Annotated in this window: 28 protein-coding genes, 1 pseudogene and 2 other annotated features; of the genes and pseudogenes, 27 read left to right on the forward strand and 2 right to left on the reverse strand. The window is 33.2% G+C overall.

The window, feature by feature from the left end:
• Window positions 1–8: 8 nt before the first annotated feature.
• The 7 genes and pseudogenes from ccsA to SSP_RS05625 form a co-directional block, all read left to right on the forward strand.
• Window positions 9–845: a cytochrome c biogenesis protein CcsA gene (gene ccsA, locus SSP_RS05595; RefSeq protein WP_011302929.1), complete on the forward strand. Its 837-nt coding sequence runs from the start codon at window positions 9–11 to the stop codon at window positions 843–845.
• A gap of 53 nt (window positions 846–898) precedes the next feature.
• Window positions 899–1,825, forward strand: coding sequence for a hydroxymethylbilane synthase (gene hemC / locus SSP_RS05600; RefSeq protein WP_011302930.1), 927 nt, complete (start codon window positions 899–901; stop codon window positions 1,823–1,825).
• A gap of 19 nt (window positions 1,826–1,844) precedes the next feature.
• A complete protein-coding gene (locus SSP_RS05605) occupies window positions 1,845–2,531 on the forward strand; it encodes a uroporphyrinogen-III synthase (protein WP_011302931.1) in 687 nt (228 codons plus the stop codon).
• Entirely contained in the window at window positions 2,521–3,498 is a 978-nt protein-coding gene (hemB, locus tag SSP_RS05610) for a porphobilinogen synthase (RefSeq protein ID WP_002483075.1), read from the forward strand. Before SSP_RS05605 ends, hemB begins: the two co-directional genes overlap by 11 nt.
• A 19-nt stretch (window positions 3,499–3,517) precedes the next feature.
• Entirely contained in the window at window positions 3,518–4,801 is a 1,284-nt protein-coding gene (gene hemL, locus SSP_RS05615; RefSeq protein ID WP_002483076.1) for a glutamate-1-semialdehyde 2,1-aminomutase, read from the forward strand.
• 91 nt (window positions 4,802–4,892) lie between these two features.
• The gene (locus tag SSP_RS05620) at window positions 4,893–5,963 is read left to right on the forward strand and encodes an AbrB family transcriptional regulator (protein ID WP_011302932.1); all 1,071 of its coding nucleotides are present in this window, start codon (window positions 4,893–4,895) and stop codon (window positions 5,961–5,963) included.
• Window positions 5,964–6,110: 147 nt separating this feature from the next.
• Window positions 6,111–6,545, forward strand: a pseudogene (locus SSP_RS05625) (MFS transporter); the annotation flags it as partial.
• A 174-nt stretch (window positions 6,546–6,719) separates the two neighbouring features.
• On the opposite strand, the gene SSP_RS05630 reads toward SSP_RS05625, so the two are convergent.
• Complete coding sequence (locus SSP_RS05630) at window positions 6,720–7,286, reverse strand: DNA-3-methyladenine glycosylase I (protein WP_011302934.1); 567 nt, start codon at window positions 7,284–7,286, stop codon at window positions 6,720–6,722.
• Between the two features lie 58 nt (window positions 7,287–7,344).
• Window positions 7,345–7,587: a binding site (T-box leader), on the forward strand.
• 43 nt (window positions 7,588–7,630) lie between these two features.
• Between SSP_RS05630 and SSP_RS05635 the strand changes: the two genes are divergently transcribed.
• The 6 genes from SSP_RS05635 (at window position 7,631) to SSP_RS05660 (ending at window position 14,725) form a co-directional block, all read left to right on the forward strand.
• On the forward strand, window positions 7,631–10,261 hold the full coding sequence (locus tag SSP_RS05635) for a valine--tRNA ligase (protein WP_002483080.1): 2,631 nt from the start codon (window positions 7,631–7,633) through the stop codon (window positions 10,259–10,261).
• Between the two features lie 11 nt (window positions 10,262–10,272).
• Window positions 10,273–11,547 (forward strand): bifunctional folylpolyglutamate synthase/dihydrofolate synthase, encoded by a 1,275-nt coding sequence (locus SSP_RS05640; protein ID WP_011302935.1) that lies wholly within the window; start codon window positions 10,273–10,275, stop codon window positions 11,545–11,547.
• Window positions 11,548–11,929: 382 nt separating this feature from the next.
• Entirely contained in the window at window positions 11,930–12,748 is an 819-nt protein-coding gene (locus SSP_RS05645; RefSeq protein ID WP_041784797.1) for a squalene/phytoene synthase family protein, read from the forward strand.
• Between the two features lie 231 nt (window positions 12,749–12,979).
• Window positions 12,980–13,690 carry a prepilin peptidase gene (locus SSP_RS05650; RefSeq protein WP_011302937.1) on the forward strand — a complete coding sequence of 237 codons (711 nt, stop codon included), beginning with the start codon at window positions 12,980–12,982 and terminating at the stop codon, window positions 13,688–13,690.
• Window positions 13,687–14,367, forward strand: coding sequence for a RadC family protein (gene radC, locus SSP_RS05655; protein WP_011302938.1), 681 nt, complete (start codon window positions 13,687–13,689; stop codon window positions 14,365–14,367). Before SSP_RS05650 ends, radC begins: the two co-directional genes overlap by 4 nt.
• A gap of 76 nt (window positions 14,368–14,443) precedes the next feature.
• Window positions 14,444–14,725: a hypothetical protein gene (locus tag SSP_RS05660; protein WP_011302939.1), complete on the forward strand. Its 282-nt coding sequence runs from the start codon at window positions 14,444–14,446 to the stop codon at window positions 14,723–14,725.
• 356 nt (window positions 14,726–15,081) lie between these two features.
• Here SSP_RS05660 and SSP_RS13085 read toward each other — a convergent pair whose 3' ends face one another.
• Entirely contained in the window at window positions 15,082–15,261 is a 180-nt protein-coding gene (locus SSP_RS13085; protein ID WP_011302940.1) for a hypothetical protein, read from the reverse strand.
• A 149-nt stretch (window positions 15,262–15,410) separates the two neighbouring features.
• Here SSP_RS13085 and SSP_RS05665 point away from each other — a divergent pair, with 149 nt between their 5' ends.
• The 14 genes from SSP_RS05665 to yajC all read left to right on the forward strand — a co-directional run bounded on the left by SSP_RS05665 (window position 15,411) and on the right by yajC (window position 24,838).
• Window positions 15,411–15,869, forward strand: coding sequence for a DUF4930 family protein (locus SSP_RS05665; protein WP_011302941.1), 459 nt, complete (start codon window positions 15,411–15,413; stop codon window positions 15,867–15,869).
• A 70-nt stretch (window positions 15,870–15,939) separates the two neighbouring features.
• Window positions 15,940–16,098 (forward strand): hypothetical protein, encoded by a 159-nt coding sequence (locus tag SSP_RS13090; protein ID WP_002483086.1) that lies wholly within the window; start codon window positions 15,940–15,942, stop codon window positions 16,096–16,098.
• Between the two features lie 312 nt (window positions 16,099–16,410).
• Window positions 16,411–17,253, forward strand: a complete 843-nt coding sequence (gene mreC, locus SSP_RS05670; protein WP_011302942.1) for a rod shape-determining protein MreC — start codon at window positions 16,411–16,413, stop codon at window positions 17,251–17,253.
• A complete protein-coding gene (gene mreD / locus SSP_RS05675) occupies window positions 17,253–17,771 on the forward strand; it encodes a rod shape-determining protein MreD (RefSeq protein ID WP_011302943.1) in 519 nt (172 codons plus the stop codon). The genes mreC and mreD overlap by 1 nt, the downstream gene beginning before the upstream one ends.
• Before the next feature lie 35 nt (window positions 17,772–17,806).
• Window positions 17,807–17,880 (forward strand) — a sequence feature (ribosomal protein L21 leader region).
• A gap of 13 nt (window positions 17,881–17,893) precedes the next feature.
• Window positions 17,894–18,202, forward strand: coding sequence for a 50S ribosomal protein L21 (rplU, locus tag SSP_RS05680; RefSeq protein WP_011302944.1), 309 nt, complete (start codon window positions 17,894–17,896; stop codon window positions 18,200–18,202).
• A 2-nt stretch (window positions 18,203–18,204) separates the two neighbouring features.
• On the forward strand, window positions 18,205–18,525 hold the full coding sequence (locus SSP_RS05685) for a ribosomal-processing cysteine protease Prp (protein ID WP_011302945.1): 321 nt from the start codon (window positions 18,205–18,207) through the stop codon (window positions 18,523–18,525).
• Window positions 18,526–18,536: 11 nt separating this feature from the next.
• Window positions 18,537–18,821, forward strand: coding sequence for a 50S ribosomal protein L27 (gene rpmA / locus SSP_RS05690; RefSeq protein ID WP_002483091.1), 285 nt, complete (start codon window positions 18,537–18,539; stop codon window positions 18,819–18,821).
• 131 nt (window positions 18,822–18,952) lie between these two features.
• On the forward strand, window positions 18,953–20,248 hold the full coding sequence (gene obgE, locus SSP_RS05695) for a GTPase ObgE (RefSeq protein WP_011302946.1): 1,296 nt from the start codon (window positions 18,953–18,955) through the stop codon (window positions 20,246–20,248).
• A gap of 11 nt (window positions 20,249–20,259) precedes the next feature.
• Window positions 20,260–20,715, forward strand: a complete 456-nt coding sequence (locus SSP_RS05700) for an ACT domain-containing protein (protein ID WP_011302947.1) — start codon at window positions 20,260–20,262, stop codon at window positions 20,713–20,715.
• Between the two features lie 12 nt (window positions 20,716–20,727).
• Window positions 20,728–21,330, forward strand: coding sequence for a Holliday junction branch migration protein RuvA (ruvA, locus tag SSP_RS05705; RefSeq protein WP_011302948.1), 603 nt, complete (start codon window positions 20,728–20,730; stop codon window positions 21,328–21,330).
• A gap of 33 nt (window positions 21,331–21,363) precedes the next feature.
• Window positions 21,364–22,368: a Holliday junction branch migration DNA helicase RuvB gene (gene ruvB, locus SSP_RS05710; protein ID WP_002483095.1), complete on the forward strand. Its 1,005-nt coding sequence runs from the start codon at window positions 21,364–21,366 to the stop codon at window positions 22,366–22,368.
• Between the two features lie 2 nt (window positions 22,369–22,370).
• A complete protein-coding gene (queA, locus tag SSP_RS05715) occupies window positions 22,371–23,396 on the forward strand; it encodes a tRNA preQ1(34) S-adenosylmethionine ribosyltransferase-isomerase QueA (protein WP_011302949.1) in 1,026 nt (341 codons plus the stop codon).
• A gap of 20 nt (window positions 23,397–23,416) precedes the next feature.
• Window positions 23,417–24,562, forward strand: a complete 1,146-nt coding sequence (tgt, locus tag SSP_RS05720; protein ID WP_011302950.1) for a tRNA guanosine(34) transglycosylase Tgt — start codon at window positions 23,417–23,419, stop codon at window positions 24,560–24,562.
• A 15-nt stretch (window positions 24,563–24,577) separates the two neighbouring features.
• Window positions 24,578–24,838, forward strand: coding sequence for a preprotein translocase subunit YajC (yajC, locus tag SSP_RS05725; protein ID WP_011302951.1), 261 nt, complete (start codon window positions 24,578–24,580; stop codon window positions 24,836–24,838).
• Window positions 24,839–24,867: the final 29 nt, after the last annotated feature.

Genomic DNA, 24,867 nt, shown 5'->3' on the forward strand with positions numbered 1-24,867 from the left:
GTGATAATATGCAAGAACTATTATTCATAAGGTTAAATGAACTAATATTATTAATTTATCTATTTAGTATTGCTTGTTATTTTTTTGATTTTATTAAAAGGTTTTATAAGATTAGAAACATTGGATTTGTTACATTGGGGATTGTTTGGGTGTTACAAACAATCTCCTTATCTTTTTATGTAACCGCAACAAATCAAGTGCCATTGGGCAATGTTTTTGATGTATTATTTGCACTTGCGTGGTTGATTATTTCGATATCAATCGTGATTAGTGTGATTAAACAAGTCAATATATCCATTTTCTTATTTAATATAATTGGCTTCGTTTTTATCGCAATTAGTACATTTCAACCTATGCACTATCAAGGTGCTGGTGAAAAATTGAATGTAATCAATGAATTACTTATTGTACACGTAACGTTTGCAATAATAAGTTATGCTATTTTTGCCTTTGCATTTGTGAATAGCATTTTATACTTAATTCAATTTAAAAATTTGAAACAAAAGCGATTTACTCAAAAATACTTTAGAATTAGTAGTGTAGCTACACTTGAAAAAGTTGTATTTTATAATAGTTTAGTGGGTTTTTTATTTATCATATTAAGCATTATTTTAGGTGCTCAATGGGGCATCAATACGATTGGGATGGATATTTTTGTAGATCCGAAAGTAATTATGTCTGTAATTATTACGATATTGTATGGTTTATACTTATTATTAAGAGTAAGGCAGTCGATATCAAAACATAAGTTGATTTATATTAATATCATTCTATTTTGTTTAAACATGATTAATTTATTATTCACTTCCCATGTTTCTGATTTTCATCAATGGACTGGGATTTAAAGAGATACTAAATATAAATGATAAAACGCTAAATTGCTAGGAGGTTACGCAAAATGCGTAAGTTAGTCGTTGGTTCAAGAAGAAGTAAATTGGCTTTAACACAAAGTCGACAATTTATAGATAAATTAAAAGCTATTGACCCAAGTTTAGAAATAGAAATTAAAGAAATAGTGACAAAGGGTGACCTCATCGTAGATAAACAATTATCGAAAGTAGGCGGAAAAGGCCTTTTTGTGAAAGAAATTCAAAATGAATTATTTAATCATGGCATCGATATGGCGATACATTCTTTGAAAGATGTACCTAGCGTCATTCCTGATGGGTTAACTTTAGGGTGTATCCCTGACCGTGAAAATCCATACGATGCATATATTGCAAAAAATCATGTTCCTTTAAATGAACTTCCTGATAATAGCATTGTGGGAACAAGTTCGTTACGCAGAGGTGCACAAATTCTTGCAAAATATCCTAAGTTACAAATTAAATGGATACGAGGAAATATTGATACTCGTTTAAATAAACTTGAAACAGAAGATTATGATGCAATCATTCTAGCTGCTGCCGGATTAAAACGTATGGGTTGGTCTGATGATATCGTCACGAGCTATTTAGACAAAGAAACATTAATTCCAGCAATAGGTCAAGGTGCATTAGGCATTGAATGTCGTTCAGATGATGAGACCCTTTTATCACTATTGAGCAAAGTTCATAATCAAGATGTTGCTGATTGTGTCACTGCTGAACGTACGTTCTTAACTCGAATGAATGGTAGTTGTCAGGTGCCAATCGGTGGCTATGCAACAAAAGAAGCTGATGGCACAATCGAATTTACAGGGTTAATCATGTCTCCAGATGGTAAAGAACGATATCAGCACACTGTACGCGGCACAGATCCTGTTGCATTAGGTGAAGAAGTGACTAAAGTATTAAATGAACAAGGCGCGTATGAAATAATTAAAGCACTAAACGAAGAACAATAATACTTCGAGGTGAAAATAAATGAGACCAGTTATAGTAATGACTCAAACGAGTGAATTTTATAAATCAGATGTATGTATACTACATAAACCTTTCATAAATGTAGAACCATTATCATTTAATCTGAATTTACTCGATGTTAATTATGACTGGCTTATTTTTTCGTCCAAAAAAGCTGTGGAATACTTCAAACCCTACTTATCTAAACTGAATTACAAAAAAATTGCTGTGATTGGTGAAAAAACTGCAGATTATTGTACTTCAATTGGATTGAAAGTATCATTTTGTCCTAAAGACTATTCGCAAGAAGGATTTCTGAAAGCATTTAAAACACATGAACAAAGCAATATTTTATTACCTTCTAGTGCAGCTGCTAGGTCCACGCTTGAAGAAGGATTGAAACAACAAAATTATAATGTTCAAAAGATTGATTTATATGAGCCTGTGCCACATACAAAGCATATTAAGCATGTTAAAATGTTGATTGAGCAAGGCAAAGTGGATGCAATTACATTCGCAAGTTCATCCGCAGTGCGTTATTTTTTTGAAGATAATCAAAACGTATCATTTAATAATTATTTTGTGATAGGGCAACAAACGCTAGATACATTGAATCATTATCAAAAACAAGGTATCGTTGCTGATATACAGACATTAGATGCTTTAGTTAATAAAATTTTAGAAAGTTGGGAAGAAAATGCAATTTGATAGACATAGACGTTTACGTAGTAGTAAATCAATGAGAAATTTAGTTAGAGAAACACATGTGAACAAAGAAGATTTAATTTATCCAATCTTTGTAGTAGAACGTGATAATGTTAAAGAAGAAATTAAATCATTGCCTGGCGTTTACCAATTAAGCTTAAATGTATTAGACGAAGAAATTAAAGAAGCATATGATTTAGGCATTAGAGGTGTTATGTTTTTCGGTGTTCCAAATGAAAAAGATGCTATAGGAACAGGTGCATATGATCATAATGGGATTGTTCAAGAAGCTACAAGAAAAGCAAAGGCTATGTATGATGACTTATTAGTTGTTGCAGATACATGCTTATGTGAATATACAGACCACGGTCATTGTGGTGTCATTAATGAACAAACGAAAGATGTAGATAACGATAAATCACTACCATTATTAGTGAAAACAGCTATATCACAAGTTGAAGCTGGTGCGGATATCATTGCACCTAGTAATATGATGGACGGCTTTGTTGCTGAAATCAGAGCAGGTCTAGATGACGCTGGATATTATAATGTCCCAATTATGAGTTACGGAATTAAATATGCATCAAGTTTCTTTGGTCCTTTCCGTGATGCTGCAGAATCAACACCACAGTTTGGAGATCGTAAGACTTATCAAATGGATCCAGCTAATCGTAGAGAAGCATTGAGAGAACTAGATAGTGATTTACGTGAGGGCGCAGATATGATGATTGTTAAACCAGCCCTTAGCTTCTTAGATATTATTAGAGATGTTAGAAATACTACGAACGTTCCAGTTGTTGCATATAATGTAAGTGGTGAGTACAGTATGACTAAAGCCGCATCATTGAATGGTTGGATAGACGAAAAAGCAGTTGTTATGGAACAAATGACTTCCATGAAACGTGCTGGTGCGGATATGATTATTACGTATTTTTCAAAAGATATTTGTCGTTATTTAGACGAACAATAGTGATTAGGAGGTTATGTGAATGCGTTACAGTAACTCAGAAAAAGCAATGGCTAAAGCCGAAGAATTAATGCCTGGTGGTGTAAACAGTCCAGTAAGAGCATTTAAATCTGTTGATACACCAGCCATATTTATGGATCATGGTGAAGGTTCAAGAATTTATGATATTGATGGTAATGAATACATCGATTATGTATTAAGTTGGGGTCCTTTAATTTTAGGACACAAAAATAAACAAGTCATTGAAAAGATACATGAAGCGGTGGACAAAGGAACAAGTTTTGGTGCTTCAACATTACAGGAGAATAAATTAGCTGAACTTGTTATCGAACGTGTACCATCTATAGAAAAAGTGCGTATGGTATCTTCAGGTACTGAGGCGACGTTAGATACATTACGCTTGGCTCGTGGTTATACAGGTAGAAATAAAATTGTGAAATTTGTAGGTTGTTACCATGGTCATAGTGACTCACTGTTAATAAAAGCTGGTTCTGGTGTAGCAACACTTGGATTACCTGATTCACCGGGTGTGCCAGAAGGTATTGCAAAAAACACAATTACAGTACCTTATAATGATTTAGATGCAATCAAAGTTGCGTTTGAAGAATTCGGTGACGATATCGCAGGCGTAATTGTTGAGCCTGTAGCTGGTAACATGGGTGTGGTACCTCCAGTTGAAGGTTTTTTACAAGGCTTAAGAGATATCACAACAGCGTATGGTTCGTTATTGATTTTCGATGAGGTAATGACTGGATTCCGTGTAGGATATAACTGTGCACAAGGATACTTCGATGTCACTCCTGATTTAACTTGCTTAGGTAAAGTAATCGGTGGTGGATTGCCAGTAGGTGCATTCGGAGGTAAAAAAGAAATTATGGATCAAATTGCCCCAACAGGTGATATTTATCAAGCTGGTACATTATCCGGTAATCCATTAGCCATGACGAGCGGCTACGAAACATTAAGTCAATTAACACCTGAAACGTATGACTATTTCAATAAATTAGGTGATTTACTAGAGCAAGGCTTAAAAGATGTTTTTGCCAAACATAATGTGCCAATCACTGTAAATCGTGCTGGTTCTATGATAGGATATTTCTTAAATGCAGGGCCAGTAACGAATTTTGAACAAGCTAACAATAGCGATTTAGAAATGTTTAGCCAAATGTATAGAGAAATGGCAAAAGAGGGCGTATTTTTACCACCTTCACAATTTGAAGGAACGTTCCTTTCTACTTCACATACTGAAGAAGATATTAACAAAACCATACAAGCATTTGATACAGCATTAAGTCGAATTGTATAAAGTTTAAATGATGCCCGAGCAACCAATGTGTTGAGCGGGCATTTTATTTGGATTGACTGTGATTGACGATAATGATGAAAGTTGTGAGAACATGAATAAGCAATTAAGAAATAATATGATCGTATTACTGTTCGCCGTGATATTAAGTTTGATATTAAACGTAGCGCATATATTGTTGCCATTCATGTTTGGTCCTATTATTGCAAGTGTGATTTGTGTGAGGGTCTTTCGTCTAGAGATTGAATGGCCATTTTGGCTTAGTCAGATAGGTTTGGTTTTGCTAGGTGTTCAAATTGGTTCAACTTTCACTAAAAATGTAATATTAGATATTAAAGATGATTGGTTAACGATTATTTTGATTACTGTCATGTTGTTAGCCCTAGCATTAGTGATAGCATTCTTTTTCAAAAAAATTGCCAAAGTTAATACGGAAACTGCTATTCTTAGTGTGATTCCAGGGGCTTTAAGTCAAATGTTAATCATGGCGGAAGAAAATAAAAGAGCAAATATTATGGTAGTCAGTTTGACACAAACTTCAAGGATTATTTTTGTAGTTATTCTAGTACCATTTATTTCTTACTTTTTCAGAGATAATGGTAGTAATGGTAGCCTTGAAAAGGCGACAACGAAGGTACTGACAGATGCAGTATCAATTCCCCAAATATTACTTTTAGCATTAGCAGTTTTTATTGTTTATATCATAATGAGTAAGATTAATTTTCCAACGAAACAGTTACTAGCACCGATTATAGTACTTATTAGTTGGAATTTAATTACAGGTGTAACATTTACTCTAGATAATTATATTATTGCGTCGGCCCAGGTGATCTATATGATTCGCATTGGTCTACAAATAGCTAAGTTGCTAGATCAAATGAAAGGGAGAATTGCAGTTGCGATTGCATTTCAAAATGTACTTTTGATATTACTTGCCTTTATCATGGTGTTGCTAATTTCGATGGTGTCTAATCATTCTGTAAATGAATTGTTCCTTGGTGCTGCACCTGGTGGCATGAGCCAAATCGTATTAGTAGCAATTGAAACAGGTGCCGATGTGGCGCTGATATCGAGTTATCATATTTTTAGGATATTCTTTATTTTATTCTTAATTGCACCTTTATTAGGTCATTTACTCAAATATATAGATAGATCACATTCATAGAGCTATTAGAATTTATTGATTTACTATTGAGTTTGATTAGGTATTTTAAAATGAAATATGTTCACAAATAACCTTCTATGAATAGAAGGTTATTTTTTAATGAAAACAAAATGCATAAAATAATAATCAGACATTTTAAGGGGATTATCATTAATTTCATTCCAATTTTTAAATATGGGTAACTTAATATTCTTATTTATAGGTCTACTAATGATCGGTATCGTATTATCAGTCTACGAAGGCACAATGCCAGGCACACTACCGACACTATTCTTTTCAAATGTTCGTTATAGAACACTGTCTTGGACATTTAACATTTCAGTGTCTGTGTTTGGTGGTACGACACCTTTAGTAGCGACAAGGTTGGTACATGAAACTGGAAACAACCTTGCCCCAGGCTTTTATTGGTTAATAGTGAGTATTATTGGCCTTATAGTTGTCGTGTTTTTATTTAAAGACACTTCAAAACAGTCTTTAAAAGGCTCTTATCCAACTGTTTCTAATGAAAAAGAATTTAAAATAGCTGTTGAAAACCCTAAAGATTCATTATGGTGGCATTCAGAAAGCCAACAAAATAAATAATCTATTAATTACATTATGAAACAGCGATGTACTTTTTAATGATTTCATTTTACTTATAACAAATGAAATCATTGAAAAATATTTTTTAATTTAAAAATAAGCATATAGGTTATGAATATATACGAGTCACTTTTACAAGTAATTTAGTTTAACAAATTTTAATCATCTAATTATTTAGTTATGGTTATAAATCGGCTTGTTTGGACAAGACTGCAAATGCGCATTATACAATCCAGCAGCCTCTAAAAATGAAAAAACTGTTACTGGACCTAAAAATTTGAACCCATAACTTTTTAAAGATTTTGAAAGTTTTGTTGCACGTTCATCTACAGTAATTCGGTCACTAGGTTGTTTGTAACCACAATTAATGGGTTCATAATCAACAGTTGACCATAAATAATCACTGAAACTACCGTAGTCTTTTTCAATTTCAAAGTAACCTTTTGCTTGACTTACAATTGCTTCTAATTTTTTTCTGTTATGTACGATATTAGGGAAAGTCATTAATTGATCAATATCCTTATCTGTCATTTTTACAATTTGATGAGGATCGAAATCATAAAATGCTTGTTCATAGGATTCTTTTTTCTTTAATATTGTTAACCATGAAAGACCAGCATGTTGAGATTCTAGTGCTAAGAGTTTAAACAATTTGAGACTATCATATAGTGGTTGCCCCCATACTTCGTCATGATATTTTAAATAGATCGGATCTTTGGTACCAAATGCACAGTCGTTCATAAATTTCACTCCATTTTATTGACTTATTTTAACATCCATTATACTATAATTAAGTAAATAAATATTGTCTACTGGGAAGAGTAAATAGGCTTGAATTTAACAGAGAGTACAAGAATGCTGAAAATGTACAATTTAACTTATTGAAGGTAGCCCACATTGAACTTTAACTGAACACTAATCATATGAAGATATCTGTTTAATAGGTTAAAGCGTGCTTGAGCGTTAATCATGTAATTAAGTGCTTGAAATTAGTTTGTAATTTCTTGAATTTAGGTGGTACCACGGAATATCCGTCCTATTTTGATAGGGCGGATATTTTTTATTTTTAAGGAGGATTTTAACACATGGAAATGAAACCAAAATATAATCCAAGGGAAGTTGAGTCTGGACGTTATGACCAATGGGTAAACAGTGGATATTTTAAAGCAAAAGATGATCAATCTAAAGAAACATATACAATCGTTATTCCGCCTCCAAATGTAACTGGTAAATTACATCTTGGTCATGCTTGGGATACAACATTACAAGATATATTGACACGTATGAAACGCATGCAGGGTTACGATACCTTATATCTGCCAGGCATGGATCATGCAGGCATTGCGACACAAGCTAAAGTAGAAGCAAAATTAAATGAACAAGGTTTATCTCGACATGATTTAGGAAGAGAAAAATTCTTGGAGCAAGCATGGGACTGGAAAGAGGAATATGCAAACTTTATCAGACAACAATGGGCTAAACTTGGTCTTGGTCTAGATTATAGTAGAGAAAGATTCACATTGGATGAAGGTTTAAGTAAAGCAGTTAAAAAAGTATTCGTTGATATGTACAATAAAGGTTTGATTTATCGTGGCGAATATATTATTAATTGGGATCCTATTGCGCGCACGGCTTTATCTGATATTGAAGTTATACATGAAGATGTGCAAGGCAAATTTTACCATTTTAAATATCCTTATGCAGATGGTAATGGTTATATTGAAATTGCAACGACGCGTCCAGAAACGATGTTAGGTGACACTGCAATTGTGGTTAACCCGAATGATGAACGTTATAAAGACGTAATAGGTAAAACAGTTATTTTACCTATTGTAGGTAGAGAATTACCAATATTGGCTGATGAATATGTAGATATTGAATTTGGTAGTGGTGCGATGAAAGTTACACCTGCGCATGACCCAAATGATTTTGAAATAGGTAATCGACATGATTTAGAGCGTATTATTGTCATGGATGAATCAGGTAAGATGAATGACAAAGCTGATAAATACCAAGGCATGGATCGTTTTGATTGTCGTGAACAATTAGTAAAAGATTTAGAAGCAGAAAACCTAGTCATTAAAATTGAAGAGCATGAACATTCAGTTGGTCATTCTGAACGTTCTGGTGCAGTCGTAGAACCTTATTTATCTACACAATGGTTCGTTAAGATGAAACCACTTGCTGAACAAGCATTAAATAACCAAAAAACAGACGACAGAATCGATTTTGTTCCAGCCCGCTTTGAAAAAACATTTAATCGATGGATGGAAGAAATTCGAGATTGGACAATATCTAGACAACTTTGGTGGGGGCATCAAATTCCAGCATGGTACCATAAGGAAACTGGTGAAATATTTGTAGGTGAGCATGAACCAGAAGATATTGAAAACTGGGTACAAGATGAAGATGTCTTGGATACTTGGTTCTCCAGTGCTTTATGGCCGTTTTCTACACTAGGCTGGCCTGATGTCGAAGCAGATGACTTCCAACGTTATTTCCCAACAAATGCTTTAGTGACTGGTTATGATATTATCTTTTTCTGGGTAGCTAGAATGATTTTCCAAGGATTAGAATTTACTGGAAAACGTCCGTTCAATGATGTATTATTACATGGATTGGTTCGTGCGGAAGATGGCCGTAAGATGAGTAAATCGCTCGGTAATGGTGTTGACCCAATGGATGTTATTGATGAATATGGCGCTGATAGTTTACGCTATTTCTTAGCCACAGGATCGTCACCAGGTCATGATTTACGTTATTCTACTGAAAAAGTGGAGTCTATATGGAATTTTATTAACAAAATTTGGAATGCTGCGAGATTCAGTATTATGAATATTGGTGAAGACTTTACGGTAGAACAAGTTGACTTATCAGGTGATTTATCACTTGCTGACAAGTGGATTTTAACTCGCTTAAACGAAACAATTGAGAATGTAACGGAATTAAGTGATAAATATGAGTTTGGTGAAGTAGGCAGAACGTTATATAATTTCATATGGGATGAATTCTGTGATTGGTATATTGAAATGAGTAAGATACCAATGAATGGTGAAGACGAAGCACAGAAACAAATCACGCGCTCTGTACTTACTTATGTACTAGATAATACGATGAGAATGCTACACCCATTCATGCCATTTGTGACTGAACAAATTTGGCAAAATTTACCTCACGAAGGTGAAACAATTGTTAAAGCTGCTTGGCCAAAAGTAAACGAAGCGCTTGTTTTTGATGACAGTAAAGAAACAATGCAGCAACTCGTTGAAATTATAAAATCTGTGAGACAGTCACGCTTAGAAGTGGATACACCTTTATCTAAGGCGATTCCAATTTTCATTAAAGCAAAAGATGAAAATATTAAAGAAACATTGTTGAATAATTCAAATTATATAGATAGATTTTGTCATCCAAGTGAATTAACGATTGATACAACAATTGAAATTCCTGAAAAAGCAATGACATCTGTAACGACAGCCGGTGAAGTTGTACTTCCATTAGAAGGTTTGATTGATATGGATAAAGAGATTGCACGTTTAGAAAATGAACTTTTAAAATGGGAAAAAGAGCTAGATCGAGTAAATAAAAAATTAGCAAATGAAAACTTCGTCAATAAAGCACCTGAAAAAGTGATTAATGAAGAACGTGAGAAAAAGCAAACCTATCAAGAGAAATATGATGGTGTTAAATTACGAATTAATCAATTAAAAGCATAGGAGTCCTTAAGATGAATTACCTAGATAGCTTATATTGGATACACGAGCGAACTAAGTTTGGTATAAAGCCAGGCGTCAAACGCATGGAATGGATGCTAGAGCGCTTGAATAATCCACAATTTAATATAAATGGTATTCATGTAGGTGGTACAAATGGTAAAGGATCGACCGTTTCATATTTGAGATCAGCACTTGTTGATAACGGATATGAAGTGGGCACATTCACTTCGCCATTTATCGAGACCTTCAATGAACGCATTAGTTTAAATGGGAATCCAATAAGTGATGATGAGATTGTTGCACTCGTTCAACACGTCAAACCCGTCAGTGAAGCATTAGAAATAGAAACAGAACTTGGCACTGCTACCGAATTTGAAATTATAACAACAATGATGTTTTTATATTTTGGAGAAATTCATCCAGTAGATTTTGTTATAGTCGAAGCAGGATTAGGTATTAAAAATGATTCGACTAATGTATTTAAACCAATATTATCAATCCTTACAAGTATTGGGTTAGATCATACAGACCTTTTAGGTGATACTTATGTAGATATCGCGAAAGACAAAGGCGCTATCGTTAAACCTAATACACCTGTTATTTATGCCGTGAAAAACGATGAAGCACTTAAAGTGATTAGAGATTATGTTGAGCAACAAGAGGCTGAAGGCATCGAATTAGATCGCGATATTAGTATTATTTCAGAAGATGAAGAATTTACTTATCGCTATAAAGATTATGAATTAGAAACACTACTTCTGAATATGGTCGGTGAACATCAAAAAGAAAATGCAGCTCTAGCGATTACGGCATTAATTGAATTAAATGAAGATGGTATCGTTGATTTAGATTTCAATAAAATGATAGATGGTATAGAATCCGTAAGTTGGACTGGTAGAATTGAACAAGTAAAAGATCAGCCTTTAATGATTATGGATGGAGCGCATAATGTAGAAAGCGTAGAAGCGTTAATTAGCACAATTAAGCAATATTACAACATAGAAAATATAGATATCTTGTTTTCAGCAATTAAAGGAAAGCCCATCAATGCCATGGTAGATCAACTTAAAACGATTGCATCGACATTCTATATTACTGATTTTGATTTCCCGAAAGCCTTAACAAAAGAAGAGATTTTTGAAGACGTCAGATACGATCAAAAAGCACTTGTTGATGATTATGTTAAGTTTATAGAAACTTATGAGGGTGAAGGTTTAATCATTACTGGCAGTTTATACTTTATTAGCGAAGTAAAATCTAAAGTGAATTTTAATGAGAGCAATTAGGACATAAATGATGCATATTTTAAAGTATAGCAATATGTCTAGTTATATGAGCTTGAGTTTAATACTACCTAAACTGAAACTTATTCGTAAGTGCTACTAAAATTCTATATGGTTTACTAATGTTAAAGTTCTTTAGTGAAGCGTAACTTTAAGATTAACAGGCTGAGACATCATTGATGTTTCAGCCTGTTGTTGTTTTAGTTTCAATGATATACGTGTGAGGTAATATATTATTATGAAGAAAATATGTATTTATGATAGAAATTCAACGTAGTAAACGGGCGCTAAGCGTATTGAATTTCGTCTAAAAATGAAACATATATTTCCTATTTAAATTTGGTGTTATATGATAGTATTTACGAAGGGGAGGTATGAGAATAAAATGGCAGACAAGAAATTCCCAAAAGATGCAATGCGAGTTTTAAAAGAGACAAGCCGAACTTTTTATATACCGATTACTTTTTTAGAAAAAGAATTAAAGCATACGGTAGCTTCTGCGTATCTCGTATTACGAGCAATAGATGAAATTGAAGACCATGAAGCATTAAGTAACGATATGAAATACAATACGCTCATGCAAATAAGTGAATTATTTAAGGAAACATTCGACGAGGATAAATATTTACAAATTTTAGCGCCTGTTAAAAATGACATGCCTGAAGTTACAATACGATTAGGCGAATGGATAGATGCTTGTCCAGAACATACGAGAGCTGTTGTATTAGAGGCTTCAAGTGAGATGGCGTATGGTATGGCAAAATGGGCGAAAGCCAATTGGGATATCCATACTAAAGCGGATTTAGATGACTATACATATTATGTTGCAGGACTTGTTGGTGTGATGCTTTCACAACTTTGGGATCTTTGCGCTGGCGTTAAAACAGACCGAGATTTAGCTATAGGATATGGTCGAGGTTTACAAGCTGTAAATATTCTGAGAAATCAACATGAAGATTATGAAGAACGAGGCGTAAGTTTTGTTCCAGATGATTGGGACAGAGATGACTTGTTCGAATATGCTGAAGATAATTTAGCTAAAGCTGATGCTTATATGAAAGACATTAATAAAAAGACAATATTATTATTTTGTCGCTTACCATTGGCACTTGCACATAAATCGCTTAAAGCGATGCAAAATGGACGTGAAAAAATATCACGTTCTGAAGTAGAAGAAACAGTTGAAGAAATACAAAAAGATTAATGATGCATTAAAAATGTCTCAGTTAGAATTAATAAAGAAACAGCAATCAAATTTATATTTGATTGCTGTTTCTTTATTTTAGTGAGTATATACAAACTATTGCTAATTATAACTTTCATTTCAGAACAAAAAATAAATTTAAATTTAAGATTATATTAATATTATCTGTTTTTGTTAATTTTGTTATTTAATAAATAAATCATGTTATAATGGGTGATAGGAGGTGCTTAAGTGTTTCTATTGTTTTTAATTTGCCCTATTTTATTTAGTTATTTATATCAGTTAAGTTTTGTAGAGAAGCTTGATTTGACTTACTTTAAATTACGTTCGCATTGCGATTATTGTTATCGACAACTTCGAATTTATGAAATGATCCCGATATTTAGCTTTTTATTTCAAAGAGGTAAAACGACATGTTGTAATAAACAACTCAATCGTTGTTATTTCGTTGGTGAAAGTCTTGCTTTATTACCAGTATTTTTTGTACTACAATATAACACTTTATTAAACATAGATTATTCCACTTTTTTACTCATTTATTTATTCTTACTTGTGCTTGCACTTTATGATATTGCTACCTTTTCAATCCCCTTACATATGCTGTTTATTTTTACATTTTGTATTTGTGTTATAGTACCGATACACTTCATTTCTTTTTTACTCGTAAGTAGTTTACTTCATTTAATATATTTCTTTTGTAATAAATCAATTGGATACGGAGACATTCTTGTCTTCTCTGTATTAGCATTAGCACTGCCGTTTTCTTTATTTAGATACCTTTTTTTATTTACTTTTATTATCGGTGGCGTATTTGCGTTATTTCATTTCATATTTTTTAGAAATACCAAACAGTGTGTACCACTGATTCCTTTTATCTTTTTTGCATTTAATCTCACAATCATATTCCAACAAAGTATAAGCTACGGAGTGAAGTTCTTATGAAAATAAATGATCTCGCAAATCATCAAAAACCCAGGGAGCGTATGTTAAATTATGGTGCCTCTCATCTATCACATGCTGAATTACTAGCAATTTTAATTAATACTGGTAGAAAAGGATATTCTAGTTTAGATATTGCGAATGAATTACTTAAATCTATTGTGAATTTAAAAGAATTAAAGCATCTATCAATTAATGATTTAAATAAAATCAAAGGCGTTGGACTATACAAAGCACTCACTTTAAAAGCTGCTTTTGAATTAGGTGAACGAATGCATTCTGGAAGTGTTGATGATAAAATTCAAATCAATAACCCTAAAGATGCAGCAGACTTTATGATGGGGAAAATGGAACATTTAACTCAAGAAAAATTTATAGCGTTATTTTTAAATTCTAAGAATATCATTATCAAGCAAAAAACAATTTTTATGGGGACATTGAATAGTGCTATTGTGCATCCTCGAGAAATCTACAGTGAAGCAGTTAAATGTGCAAGTAATGCAATTATTGTCCTTCATAACCATCCTTCAGGCGATACTACACCATCACTAGAGGATATTAAAACTACAGATAGATTACGAGAATGTGGAGATATATTAGGCATACAATTATTAGATCATGTCATTATTGGTGATCATACATATTTAAGTATGGTTGAAGAAGGTTACTTTGACATATAATAGAATGTCTAATTTCAATTTTTTGTTATAAAATAGATGAGGTATAATGAAATAGTTAACTAAGGAGGGAGAATGTTTGGGGATTTTATTTTTAATTGGGCTATTAATTCCAGTTGTATATTTAATGCAACTGACAAAAAAGAAAGTAGCTATTAATTTGAAACGGACAATAAATACAATTGTCATCTCGATCATTAGTGTTTTAATAGTAACCATTTTATTTATTGTCTTTAATCATGCGAAAATTGAGATATGGCATACTGTTATCAGTGCAATCATTGTATCAATCGTATGGGCATTATTATTAAGCGCGTGTTATTATGTTTATCAAATACTTTCTAATAATGTAAAAAAATAAGTTGTTTCTTTTAAATATAGTAATAGTTGATGTATGACTGAATTAAGTATGATTAAATTTCAACCATGAATGCATTATAAAAATAATTTGATGTAGAAAGCTAAAATCAAAATTTCGATTAATCATTTCATGCTCCAATTCAAGAATGGATGACAATGTTACGGTTCATCTATAAACTAAAGCGCATGCAAAACCATCGCTAATTTTGAGTTAAAAACAGTTTTATAACGTAGAGATGTTTATCACTATGCATTAAAAAAGCCTGAGGCATCTATTCATGCCTCAGGCTCAGATTATTCACATGCATCTTACTCAAATGAATCTATTCACTGTTTTCCAATTTCACAAATATTAATTTAATTTATAAAGTTGAAATAGTAGTTAAAATGATCCATGATCCAAAGAATTCCTTGATATCCTAAGTAGATACATAATACAATGATTCCAATATATATTAAAACTCTTAATAAAGATAAACCTACTCTAAATAATAGTATAACCAAGAGGGCAAGCAGGATTATAGATAAAATATTCATTCTATGTTCACTCCCTTTGCTTTTAATTGTACTATGAATTGAATGACTATTCATCAGTCTATGGGGAACTTTTTAAATACTACTTCAGACTGATGATTTTTTATGGGTAAAATTTTATAATTTAACATGACTTAATAGGAGGATGGTTCATGCGTTTTATATTTAGCATCATTAAAAATATTGTAGCAATTATAGCAATCGTTATTATTGTATTCTTTGCGCTTAAATATGCACCTTTTTTAAAAGACCAACAATGGAATCCAGTTAGTAACGATGAACCATCTGTAAACCATACGCAAACGAAAAAAGATTTAGCTGGAGGTCAACGTTATACTGTTAAAGATAATGATATATTGAATAACGTGCCACTCAGCCAAACTAAAAATGTTTTTGATTGGATAGATAAAAAAGAATTCATGTCTGTATCTGGCATATACAGGATGGGATACAGTGATGATTATTTAGCTGGTCAGCGCGGAGATGAATTTATTATTTATAAATTTGGCTCAGATTCAATCAGAGTATATAGAACAGAAATAGAGATGGAGCAAGATTTAAACCAACTGGGTGAACATATAGAACTATTACCACCTTCAAGCTACGAGTAAGGCGTTTGAATTCTATGCTAAAATGCGTTAGCCTTATATAAGTAAAAACGTTAAAGGTTGGTGTCTAATTATGAGTGAAGAAAAATCTAATGATAAAAAAGTAGATGAGCAAGCTAAAGCACAAAATCTATTTGCACGTTGGAGAAAAGAAGAAACATTATATAAAGAAGATGAAAAAGAAGCCGAAAAGAACGCTAACACTGAAACTTCAGAAGAAGATAAATCCTAATATTTAGTTCATAGGTAATTAAGTCTGAAACCAAAACGTTTCAGGCTTATTTTATTATAATGTAACGACTTAGCACTTTATTTATTTAATATGGATCATTTTAATACACTATTCACGTTGAAAATTGTTATAATACAATGTATCGTTCTTTTATATATTAATTAAAAGTAGTTTGTTAAAGTTTGTATTTGTAGAATACCTAAACAAAAAGAACTGATTTGAAAATTATTGAGGTTCGTGCTTTATTTCAAACTATGAGTAATATAAAATGATAGAAGAACATAAAATAGTCGTGTAATAGAGGTGTTTAGGTTGTCAAAGTTTTTTAAAAACAACAAATTGATTGTTATTTTGTGTGCAATCATTGTGTTTATTGCCTTAATAGGCGTGTCTTTACGTTCGCAATCGCAATCACCGGTAGAACAATACGTAGGGGATTCTGTAGCGTTTGGACAAAAAGCGGTAAGTTATCCTGTGCAATTTGTGACTGGATCAATTAATAATCTATTTTCAAACGATGGTTCAAAAGAGCAATCGAAAAAATTGAAGCAATTAGAAGCTGAAAATGAAAGATTAGAAAGTGAAAATAAAAAGTATAAAAAAGAATTGGATATTGAAGATATATCTAAGTTTGAACCCATCTCTAGTACGGTTTTATCTAGGAATCCAGATCAGTGGATGAATACATTAATCATTAATCAAGGGTCTAAAGATGGCATTCAAAATAATATGGCTGTCATGACATCAGAAGGCTTAGTTGGTCGTATTTCTAAAGTTAATCAATTTTCATCTCAGGTTGATTTGATTTCAACCAATACACGTGCCAATCGATTATCAGTAAATATCCAACACGATAGTAAAAATGTCTTTGGTTTAATTGATCATTATGATTCGAAAAGTGAAGAATTAGTAATTACTGATATTAATAACAAAGATAGCATTAAAAAAGGAGATAAAGTTGTTACGAGTGGTTTAGCGGATCAACTACCTAGCAGTATTTACATAGGAGAAGTATCTAAAGTTGAAAATGATGAGTATGGGCTATCGAAAGAGGTTCGAGTTAAAACGGCAGCTAATTTATCAGACTTAAACCATGTTTATGTAGCTAAAAGAGATCCTAAGACGATACCTGACGATGGAAGTGGGGATAATTAATGCGAGCTTTATACTACTTTCTAATCGGTATAGTTTTATTCTATATTGACACAGTTATTGGGTTAGTCATTCCAATGCAAATAGGGGATAAGGACATTGTTTTTGTACCTCATTTGACGCTTATGTATTTACTATTAATTTGTGTTTACAGAAGCTTTGGTGTTGCTATGATTTTAGCTGCTGTATTTGGAATAGTAACGGACCTTTATTTCGGTAGTTTTTACGGATTATATTTATTTGGCTTCATTTTATTTGTTGTCATCATGGACTTTTTCTTTAAAACGTTTTATAGAGATAACACGATGCTATTTATTACGGTTTGGTTAAGTACGATATTCTTAGAAATATACGTTGCAATCATTTATAGTATATTAGGTTTAATTGCATTTAATTTTATAGACTTTATTGTTTTCAGACTAATACCAACACTAATATTAAATTTCATTTTATTAGTGATACTATATCCAATTATTACTAAATTCTTCAGAAAAGTACAAATGAAGATTGACAGTAAGTAATCGTAATGCTAAAATGCAGTAGTTGAGTAGTTTTTAGCTACATACAACCGCTCGGATTCAGGTTAAAGTACATGTATGTCACCTGAGTTTGGCGTGACTTAAATTATTAGGAGGTGCAAAGTATGTTTGCTATTATTGAAACAGGTGGAAAACAAGTTAAAGTTGAAGAAGGACAAGAAATCTTCGTTGAGAAATTAGATGTTAACGAAGGTGATTCATTTACTTTTGACAAAGTATTATTTGTAGGTGGAGATGCAGTTAAAGTTGGTGCGCCAACAGTTGAAGGTGCTTCAGTTACTGCTACAGTACAAAAACAAGGTCGCGGTAAAAAAATCACTGTATTCACATACAAACGTCGTAAAGACTCAAAACGTAAAAAAGGTCATCGTCAACCTTACACTAAATTAACAATCGACAAAATCAACGCGTAATTATGATTACTGTTGATGTTACATTGAACGATGCCGGTCAAGTAACTGATGTTATCATGGATGGTCATGCAGAACATGGCGAATATGGACATGATATAGTTTGTGCAGGTGCATCCGCAGTTCTCTTCGGAAGTGTTAATGCTATAATGGGATTAACAAGTGAGAAGCCCGACATTGATTACAATGATGACGGTGGATATTTCCACGTTAGAAGTGTAGACACTACAAATGAACAAGCGCAATTAATTCTTCAAGCAATGCTCGTATCATTGCAAACAATTGAAGAGGAATATAAAGAAAATATTAGACTAAATTATAAGTGAGGTGCAAGAATATGTTAAAATTAAACTTACAATTTTTCTCATCTAAAAAAGGACTTGGTTCTACAAAAAACGGTCGTGACTCAGAATCAAAACGTTTAGGAGCTAAACGTGCTGATGGTCAATACGTTACAGGTGGTTCTATTTTATTCCGCCAACGTGGTACTAAAATTTATCCTGGTGAAAATGTAGGTCGTGGTGGCGACGATACATTATTCGCTAAAATCGACGGCGTTGTTAAATTTGAACGCAAAGGTCGCGACAAAAAACAAGTTTCTGTATACGCAGCAGCTGAGTAATTTTTGTCATCGTTAACACCAGAAGTGATCACTTCTGGTGTTTATTTTTTGTCTTTATTTTCTAGTTAATGAGATAATGATATAATAAAAAAGATATAGAAAGTAAAAATTTGAAAAAAAGAGGTGAAATCATGTTTGTTGATCAAGTTAAAATATCGCTTAAAGCAGGCGATGGTGGTAATGGTATTACAGCTTATCGCAGAGAAAAATATGTACCATTTGGTGGGCCAGCCGGTGGTGACGGTGGAGATGGCGCGTCTATTATATTTGAAGTTGATGAAGGCTTACGAACTTTATTAGATTTTAGATACCAAACACATTTCAAAGCTAAAAGAGGTGACGGTGGTCAAAGCAGCAATATGCACGGTAAAAACGCTGAACACCTTGTCTTGAAGGTACCACCAGGCACTATTATTAAAAGTGCAGATTCTGAAGAAGTATTAGCAGATTTAGTTGAAAATGGCCAACGTGCCGTTGTAGCTAAGGGGGGACGTGGAGGACGCGGAAACTCTCGATTTGCGTCACCAAGAAACCCTGCGCCTGATTTTAGTGAAAACGGAGAACCTGGCGAGGAAATTGAAGTAACCTTAGAGTTGAAATTACTTGCGGATGTTGGACTTGTAGGTTTTCCGAGTGTCGGTAAATCAACATTGTTATCTATCGTTTCTAAAGCTAAACCTAAAATTGGAGCATACCACTTTACTACAATTAAACCAAATTTAGGTGTAGTATCTACTAAAGATCAAAGAAGCTTTGTTATGGCTGACTTACCAGGTCTGATTGAAGGTGCTTCCGAAGGTATTGGATTAGGGCATCAATTTTTAAAACATGTTGAACGTACTAAAGTAATCGTACATATGATAGATATGAGTGGTTCTGAAGGACGAGATCCCTATGAAGATTATAAAGTAATTAACGAAGAATTAAGCGCATATGAACATCGTTTAGAAGAAAGACCACAAATAGTGGTAGCAAATAAGATGGATATGCCGAATGCAGAAGATAATTTAGCTTTATTCAAAGAAGAAATAAACGACGATTCAGTACACATTATACCGCTTTCTACATTTAAGCATGACCACATAGATGAATTACTTTATGCGATTGCTGATAAATTAGAAGCAGTTAAAGACATTGACTTCAGTAAAGATGAGGAAGAAGATTTAGGTGTGAATAGAGTTGTTTATAAACATACGCCTAGTCAAGATAAATTCACTATTACTAGAGATGATGATGCTGCATACGTTGTTAGTGGTAAGGCAATTGAAAGAATGTTCAAGATGACTGATTTCAATAGTGATCCAGCAGTACGTCGTTTCGCACGTCAAATGCGCTCAATGGGTATTGATGATGCTTTAAGAGCACGTGGTTGTAGAAATGGTGATATCGTGAGAATTTTAGGTGGAGAATTTGAATTTGTTGAATAGGAGTGCATAATATGGACAAAAAAGATTACAAAAAGTTTTACTTAATTCGTGAGGATGTATTACCTGAATCTGTTGTGAAAACTTTAAAGATAAAAGAAGTCTTAAAAAATGATCCATCACTGTCCATATTTGAAGCTGTTAAGCAATTTGATTTATCAAGAAGTGCATTCTATAAATACAGAGATACGATATTTCCAATTGATGAAAAAATCGAATCAACAAGAGAGTTTACGTTGATATTATACGTAAATGATATTGTAGGTATGTTAGCAGAAGTACTGAATACATTATCGAATTTAGATTTATCTATCTTGACAATTCATCAAAGTATACCGATGGAAGGTAGAGCAACCATCACACTTTCATTGGATGCTACAAGTACCGATTTAGAGATTGATGATGTAATGGAAGCATTAAGAATCGTTGATCATGTTTCTAAAGTGGAATTAATTAGTATGACTATATAAGGAAGTGTATTCATGTACGCATATATTAAAGGCACATTAACTGAATTAAACCCTACACACGTAGTTGTTGAGGCTTCAGGTGTTGGTTATGAAATACAAACGCCAAATTCTTATCGTTTTCAGAAATACATGGACCATGAAGTGGTTGTACATACATCACTTATCGTGCGAGAAGATGCACAATTGCTTTATGGTTTTATAAATCAAGAAGAAAAAGATATGTTTTTAAGCCTAATTAAGGTAACTGGCATCGGACCTAAATCAGCATTGGCTATACTCGCAAGTAGTTCACCAAACGATGTCAAAATAGCAATTGAAAATGAAAATGATGCTTACTTAACAAAATTTCCTGGCATAGGCAAAAAAACAGCGAGACAAATTGTATTGGATCTTAAAGGCAAGGTCCAAATTAATGATGTAGACAGTAGCCAAATTTTAAATACGGATACTCAGGACCACGCTAATGCACCGATTATTAAAGAAGCTTTGCTTGCTCTAGAAGCTTTAGGGTACTCTAAGCGAGAATTAACAAAAGTTGAAAAATCATTGAGTAAAGAAACATTTGACTCAGTAGACGATGCGGTTAAACGAGGCTTACAATTACTTATAGCATAAATATACAATTATATTTAAAAAGGGGGTAAAAAAATGGATGATAGAATGGTTGATCAATCTATGCATGATGAAGAATCTTCATTTGAGTTATCTTTAAGACCAACGAAACTACGCCAATATATTGGACAATCTACGATTAAGTCAAATTTAGAAGTGTTTATTAAAGCTGCCAAAATGCGACAAGAACCGTTAGATCATGTTTTATTATTTGGTCCCCCTGGTTTAGGTAAAACAACATTATCAAATATTATAGCCAATGAAATGGAAGTAAATATCAGAATCATTTCAGGCCCTTCTATAGAACGGCCGGGTGATTTGGCTGCAATTCTTTCAAGTTTACAACCTGGAGATGTGCTATTTATAGATGAAATTCATAGATTGAGTAGCGTTGTTGAAGAAGTATTGTATCCGGCGATGGAGGATTTCTTTTTAGATATTGTCATTGGTAAAGGTGAGGAAGCACGGAGTATTAGAATTGACTTACCGCCTTTCACGCTAATTGGTGCCACAACAAGAGCTGGTAGCTTAACTGCACCATTACGAGATAGATTTGGTGTACATTTAAGACTTGAGTATTACCAAGAGCTTGAATTAAAAGAAATCATCGTACGTACGGCAGAAGTTTTAGGTACCTCCATTGACGACGAAAGTGCAATTGAGTTAGCTAAACGTAGTCGTGGTACACCAAGAGTAGCAAATAGGTTGTTGAAACGCGTGCGTGATTTCCAACAAGTCAACGAAGATGAATTAATAAGTATTGCCACAACAAGAGCTTCATTACAATTACTTCAAGTTGATGATGAAGGTTTAGATTATATTGATCATAAAATGATGAATTGTATTTTAGAACAATATAAAGGTGGCCCTGTTGGCTTAGATACGATTGCAGTTTCGATTGGTGAAGAACGTGTAACTATCGAAGATGTTTACGAGCCATTTTTAATTCAAAAAGGATTTATAGAACGTACACCAAGAGGTAGAAAAGCGACACCTTATGCATTTGAACATTTTAGCAAGAAGAATGGAAAGAAGGAATAAGTTTGGATATTGAAGCATTTGATTATCACTTGCCTGAAGCATTAATTGCACAAACACCTCTGAAGAACAGAGATGAAAGTAGATTGCTAATTCTTGGCAGACAATCTGGTTATATTGAACATAAACATTTTAAAGATGTCACAGATTACCTTAATGAAGGGGATACACTTGTATTAAATGATACAAGGGTTATGCCAGCACGTTTATTTGGAATGAAAGAAGAAACAGGTGCTAAGGTAGAAATGTTAATGCTTACTCAAATCGAAGGCAATGATTGGGAAGTATTATTAAAACCAGCTAAAAGAATTAAGGTTGGTAACAAATTGACCTTTGGTGAAGGGAAAATCATAGCCGAATGCATTGAAGAACTGGACCAAGGTGGTCGTATCATGCGATTGCACTATGATGGTATCCTTCAAGAGCGTTTGGATGAGCTAGGTGAAATGCCATTGCCACCATATATTAAAGAACGGTTAGATGATCAAGAACGTTATCAAACTGTATATGCTAAAGCATCAGGATCGGCAGCAGCACCCACTGCAGGATTGCATTTCACAGATGAATTGTTAGAACGTATTAAAGCTCAAGGTGTAAATATAGCTTTTATTACATTACATGTAGGTCTAGGAACATTTAGACCAGTTAGTGTAGATAATATCGATGATCATGAAATGCATAGTGAATATTATCAAATGGATGAAGCTACAGCAAACCTTTTAAATAGTACAAGAGACAATGGTAATCGAATTATTTCTGTTGGTACGACTTCTACAAGAACTTTAGAAACAATTATGCAATCAAGTGATAGATTTGTCGCTAAAAGTGGATGGACAGATATTTTTATCTTCCCTGGATTTAATTTTAAAGCAATTGACGGATTAATTACCAATTTCCACTTACCAAAATCAACACTCGTTATGCTTGTGTCTGCTTTTAGTTCTAGAGATTATATCATTAATGCTTACAATCAAGCTGTAGCTTCAGAATATAGATTTTTTAGTTTTGGAGATGCAATGTTAATTATTTAGGGAATGAAAGGGGATTTTATATGCCAACGCCAGCTGTTACATATGAGCATATTAAAACTTGTAAACAATCAGGTGCAAGACTAGGTATCGTTCATACACCTCATGGTTCGTTTGAAACACCAATGTTTATGCCTGTTGGAACGAAAGCAACCGTAAAAACAATGAGTCCAGAAGAATTACATCAAATGGAAACTAAGATTATACTAGGTAATACATATCATTTGTGGTTACAACCGGGAAATGATATTATCAGAAAGAGTGGGGGGTTACATCAGTTCATGAACTGGAATGGTCCAATACTGACAGATTCTGGTGGTTTCCAAGTATTTAGTTTAAGTAATTTAAGAAAGATTACTGAGGAAGGTGTAGAATTTCGCCATCATACAAATGGATCTAAACTATTTTTAAGTCCTGAAAAATCTATGCAGATTCAAAATGACTTAGGTTCAGATATCATGATGGCATTTGATGAATGTCCACCTATGCCAGCTGAATATAAATATGTGAAAGACTCGATTGAAAGAACAACAAGATGGGCAGAACGCTGTCTTAAAGCACATTCGAGACCAGAGGATCAAGCCTTGTTTGGTATCATACAAGGTGGAGAATATAAAGATCTTAGAAAGCAAAGCGCTGAGGAGTTAGTAGCTTTAGATTTTCCTGGATATGCGATTGGCGGATTGTCTGTAGGAGAACCTAAACCAGTGATGTACGATATGGTACACCATACGGAACAATTTATGCCCAAAGATAAACCACGTTATTTAATGGGTGTTGGCTCGCCTGACGCATTAATAGAATGTAGTATTAGAGGCATGGATATGTTTGACTGTGTATTACCAACACGTATAGCGCGTAATGGTACTTGTATGACTTCTCATGGTCGTGTAATCATTAAAAATGCCAAATACGCTGAAGATTTGGGACCACTTGATGATAATTGCGATTGCTATACTTGTAAAAATTATAGTAGGGCATACATAAGACATTTAATAAAAGCAGAAGAAACTTTTGGAATACGTCTTACTACTTATCATAATTTACATTTCTTGCTGAAATTAATGGAAAATATCCGACAAGCAATTCGTGAAGATCGCCTTCTAGATTTTAAAGAAGAATTCTTTGAACAGTATGGACTTAATGTTGAAAACCCAAAAAACTTTTAAAAGGGAGAAAAAATAATGCAATTTACTTCATTGATATTACCAATATTATTATTAGTATTAATGTGGTTCTTCTTAATTAGACCACAACAAAAAAAGGCTAAAGAGCATCGTGAAATGATTAGTCAAGTAAGCTCAGGTCAACGTGTTACAACAATCGGCGGTATCAAAGGTACGGTTCGTAGTGTTGACGAAACAACAGTTGTATTAACTTTAAATGGTAATGGTACTGAAATCACTTTAGAAAAACCAGCTATTAAACAAGTTGATCCTTCATAATAAATGTTAGAACTGATATGTTTATATCA

The organism is Staphylococcus saprophyticus subsp. saprophyticus ATCC 15305 = NCTC 7292 (assembly GCF_000010125.1).
Classification (GTDB): Bacteria; Bacillota; Bacilli; order Staphylococcales; family Staphylococcaceae; genus Staphylococcus; species Staphylococcus saprophyticus.

What these genes read in the sequence shown, in the direction of transcription:
- hemB (WP_002483075.1), top strand. Translation starts at nt 2,521, where the DNA reads ATGCAATTTGATAGACATAGACGTTTACGTAGTAGTAAATCAATGAGA.
- SSP_RS05605 (WP_011302931.1), top strand. Translation starts at nt 1,845, where the DNA reads ATGAGACCAGTTATAGTAATGACTCAAACGAGTGAATTTTATAAATCA.
- SSP_RS05645 (WP_041784797.1), top strand. Translation starts at nt 11,930, where the DNA reads ATGGCAGACAAGAAATTCCCAAAAGATGCAATGCGAGTTTTAAAAGAG.
- SSP_RS05700 (WP_011302947.1), top strand. Translation starts at nt 20,260, where the DNA reads ATGGACAAAAAAGATTACAAAAAGTTTTACTTAATTCGTGAGGATGTA.
- SSP_RS05640 (WP_011302935.1), top strand. Translation starts at nt 10,273, where the DNA reads ATGAATTACCTAGATAGCTTATATTGGATACACGAGCGAACTAAGTTT.
- rplU (WP_011302944.1), top strand. Translation starts at nt 17,894, where the DNA reads ATGTTTGCTATTATTGAAACAGGTGGAAAACAAGTTAAAGTTGAAGAA.
- SSP_RS13085 (WP_011302940.1), bottom strand. Translation starts at nt 15,261, where the DNA reads ATGAATATTTTATCTATAATCCTGCTTGCCCTCTTGGTTATACTATTA.
- mreD (WP_011302943.1), top strand. Translation starts at nt 17,253, where the DNA reads ATGCGAGCTTTATACTACTTTCTAATCGGTATAGTTTTATTCTATATT.
- ruvB (WP_002483095.1), top strand. Translation starts at nt 21,364, where the DNA reads ATGGATGATAGAATGGTTGATCAATCTATGCATGATGAAGAATCTTCA.
- obgE (WP_011302946.1), top strand. Translation starts at nt 18,953, where the DNA reads ATGTTTGTTGATCAAGTTAAAATATCGCTTAAAGCAGGCGATGGTGGT.
- ruvA (WP_011302948.1), top strand. Translation starts at nt 20,728, where the DNA reads ATGTACGCATATATTAAAGGCACATTAACTGAATTAAACCCTACACAC.
- SSP_RS05630 (WP_011302934.1), bottom strand. Translation starts at nt 7,286, where the DNA reads ATGAACGACTGTGCATTTGGTACCAAAGATCCGATCTATTTAAAATAT.
- hemC (WP_011302930.1), top strand. Translation starts at nt 899, where the DNA reads ATGCGTAAGTTAGTCGTTGGTTCAAGAAGAAGTAAATTGGCTTTAACA.
- ccsA (WP_011302929.1), top strand. Translation starts at nt 9, where the DNA reads ATGCAAGAACTATTATTCATAAGGTTAAATGAACTAATATTATTAATT.
- SSP_RS13090 (WP_002483086.1), top strand. Translation starts at nt 15,940, where the DNA reads ATGAGTGAAGAAAAATCTAATGATAAAAAAGTAGATGAGCAAGCTAAA.
- radC (WP_011302938.1), top strand. Translation starts at nt 13,687, where the DNA reads ATGAAAATAAATGATCTCGCAAATCATCAAAAACCCAGGGAGCGTATG.
- rpmA (WP_002483091.1), top strand. Translation starts at nt 18,537, where the DNA reads ATGTTAAAATTAAACTTACAATTTTTCTCATCTAAAAAAGGACTTGGT.
- yajC (WP_011302951.1), top strand. Translation starts at nt 24,578, where the DNA reads ATGCAATTTACTTCATTGATATTACCAATATTATTATTAGTATTAATG.
- SSP_RS05665 (WP_011302941.1), top strand. Translation starts at nt 15,411, where the DNA reads ATGCGTTTTATATTTAGCATCATTAAAAATATTGTAGCAATTATAGCA.
- tgt (WP_011302950.1), top strand. Translation starts at nt 23,417, where the DNA reads ATGCCAACGCCAGCTGTTACATATGAGCATATTAAAACTTGTAAACAA.
- SSP_RS05685 (WP_011302945.1), top strand. Translation starts at nt 18,205, where the DNA reads ATGATTACTGTTGATGTTACATTGAACGATGCCGGTCAAGTAACTGAT.
- hemL (WP_002483076.1), top strand. Translation starts at nt 3,518, where the DNA reads ATGCGTTACAGTAACTCAGAAAAAGCAATGGCTAAAGCCGAAGAATTA.
- SSP_RS05620 (WP_011302932.1), top strand. Translation starts at nt 4,893, where the DNA reads ATGAATAAGCAATTAAGAAATAATATGATCGTATTACTGTTCGCCGTG.
- SSP_RS05635 (WP_002483080.1), top strand. Translation starts at nt 7,631, where the DNA reads ATGGAAATGAAACCAAAATATAATCCAAGGGAAGTTGAGTCTGGACGT.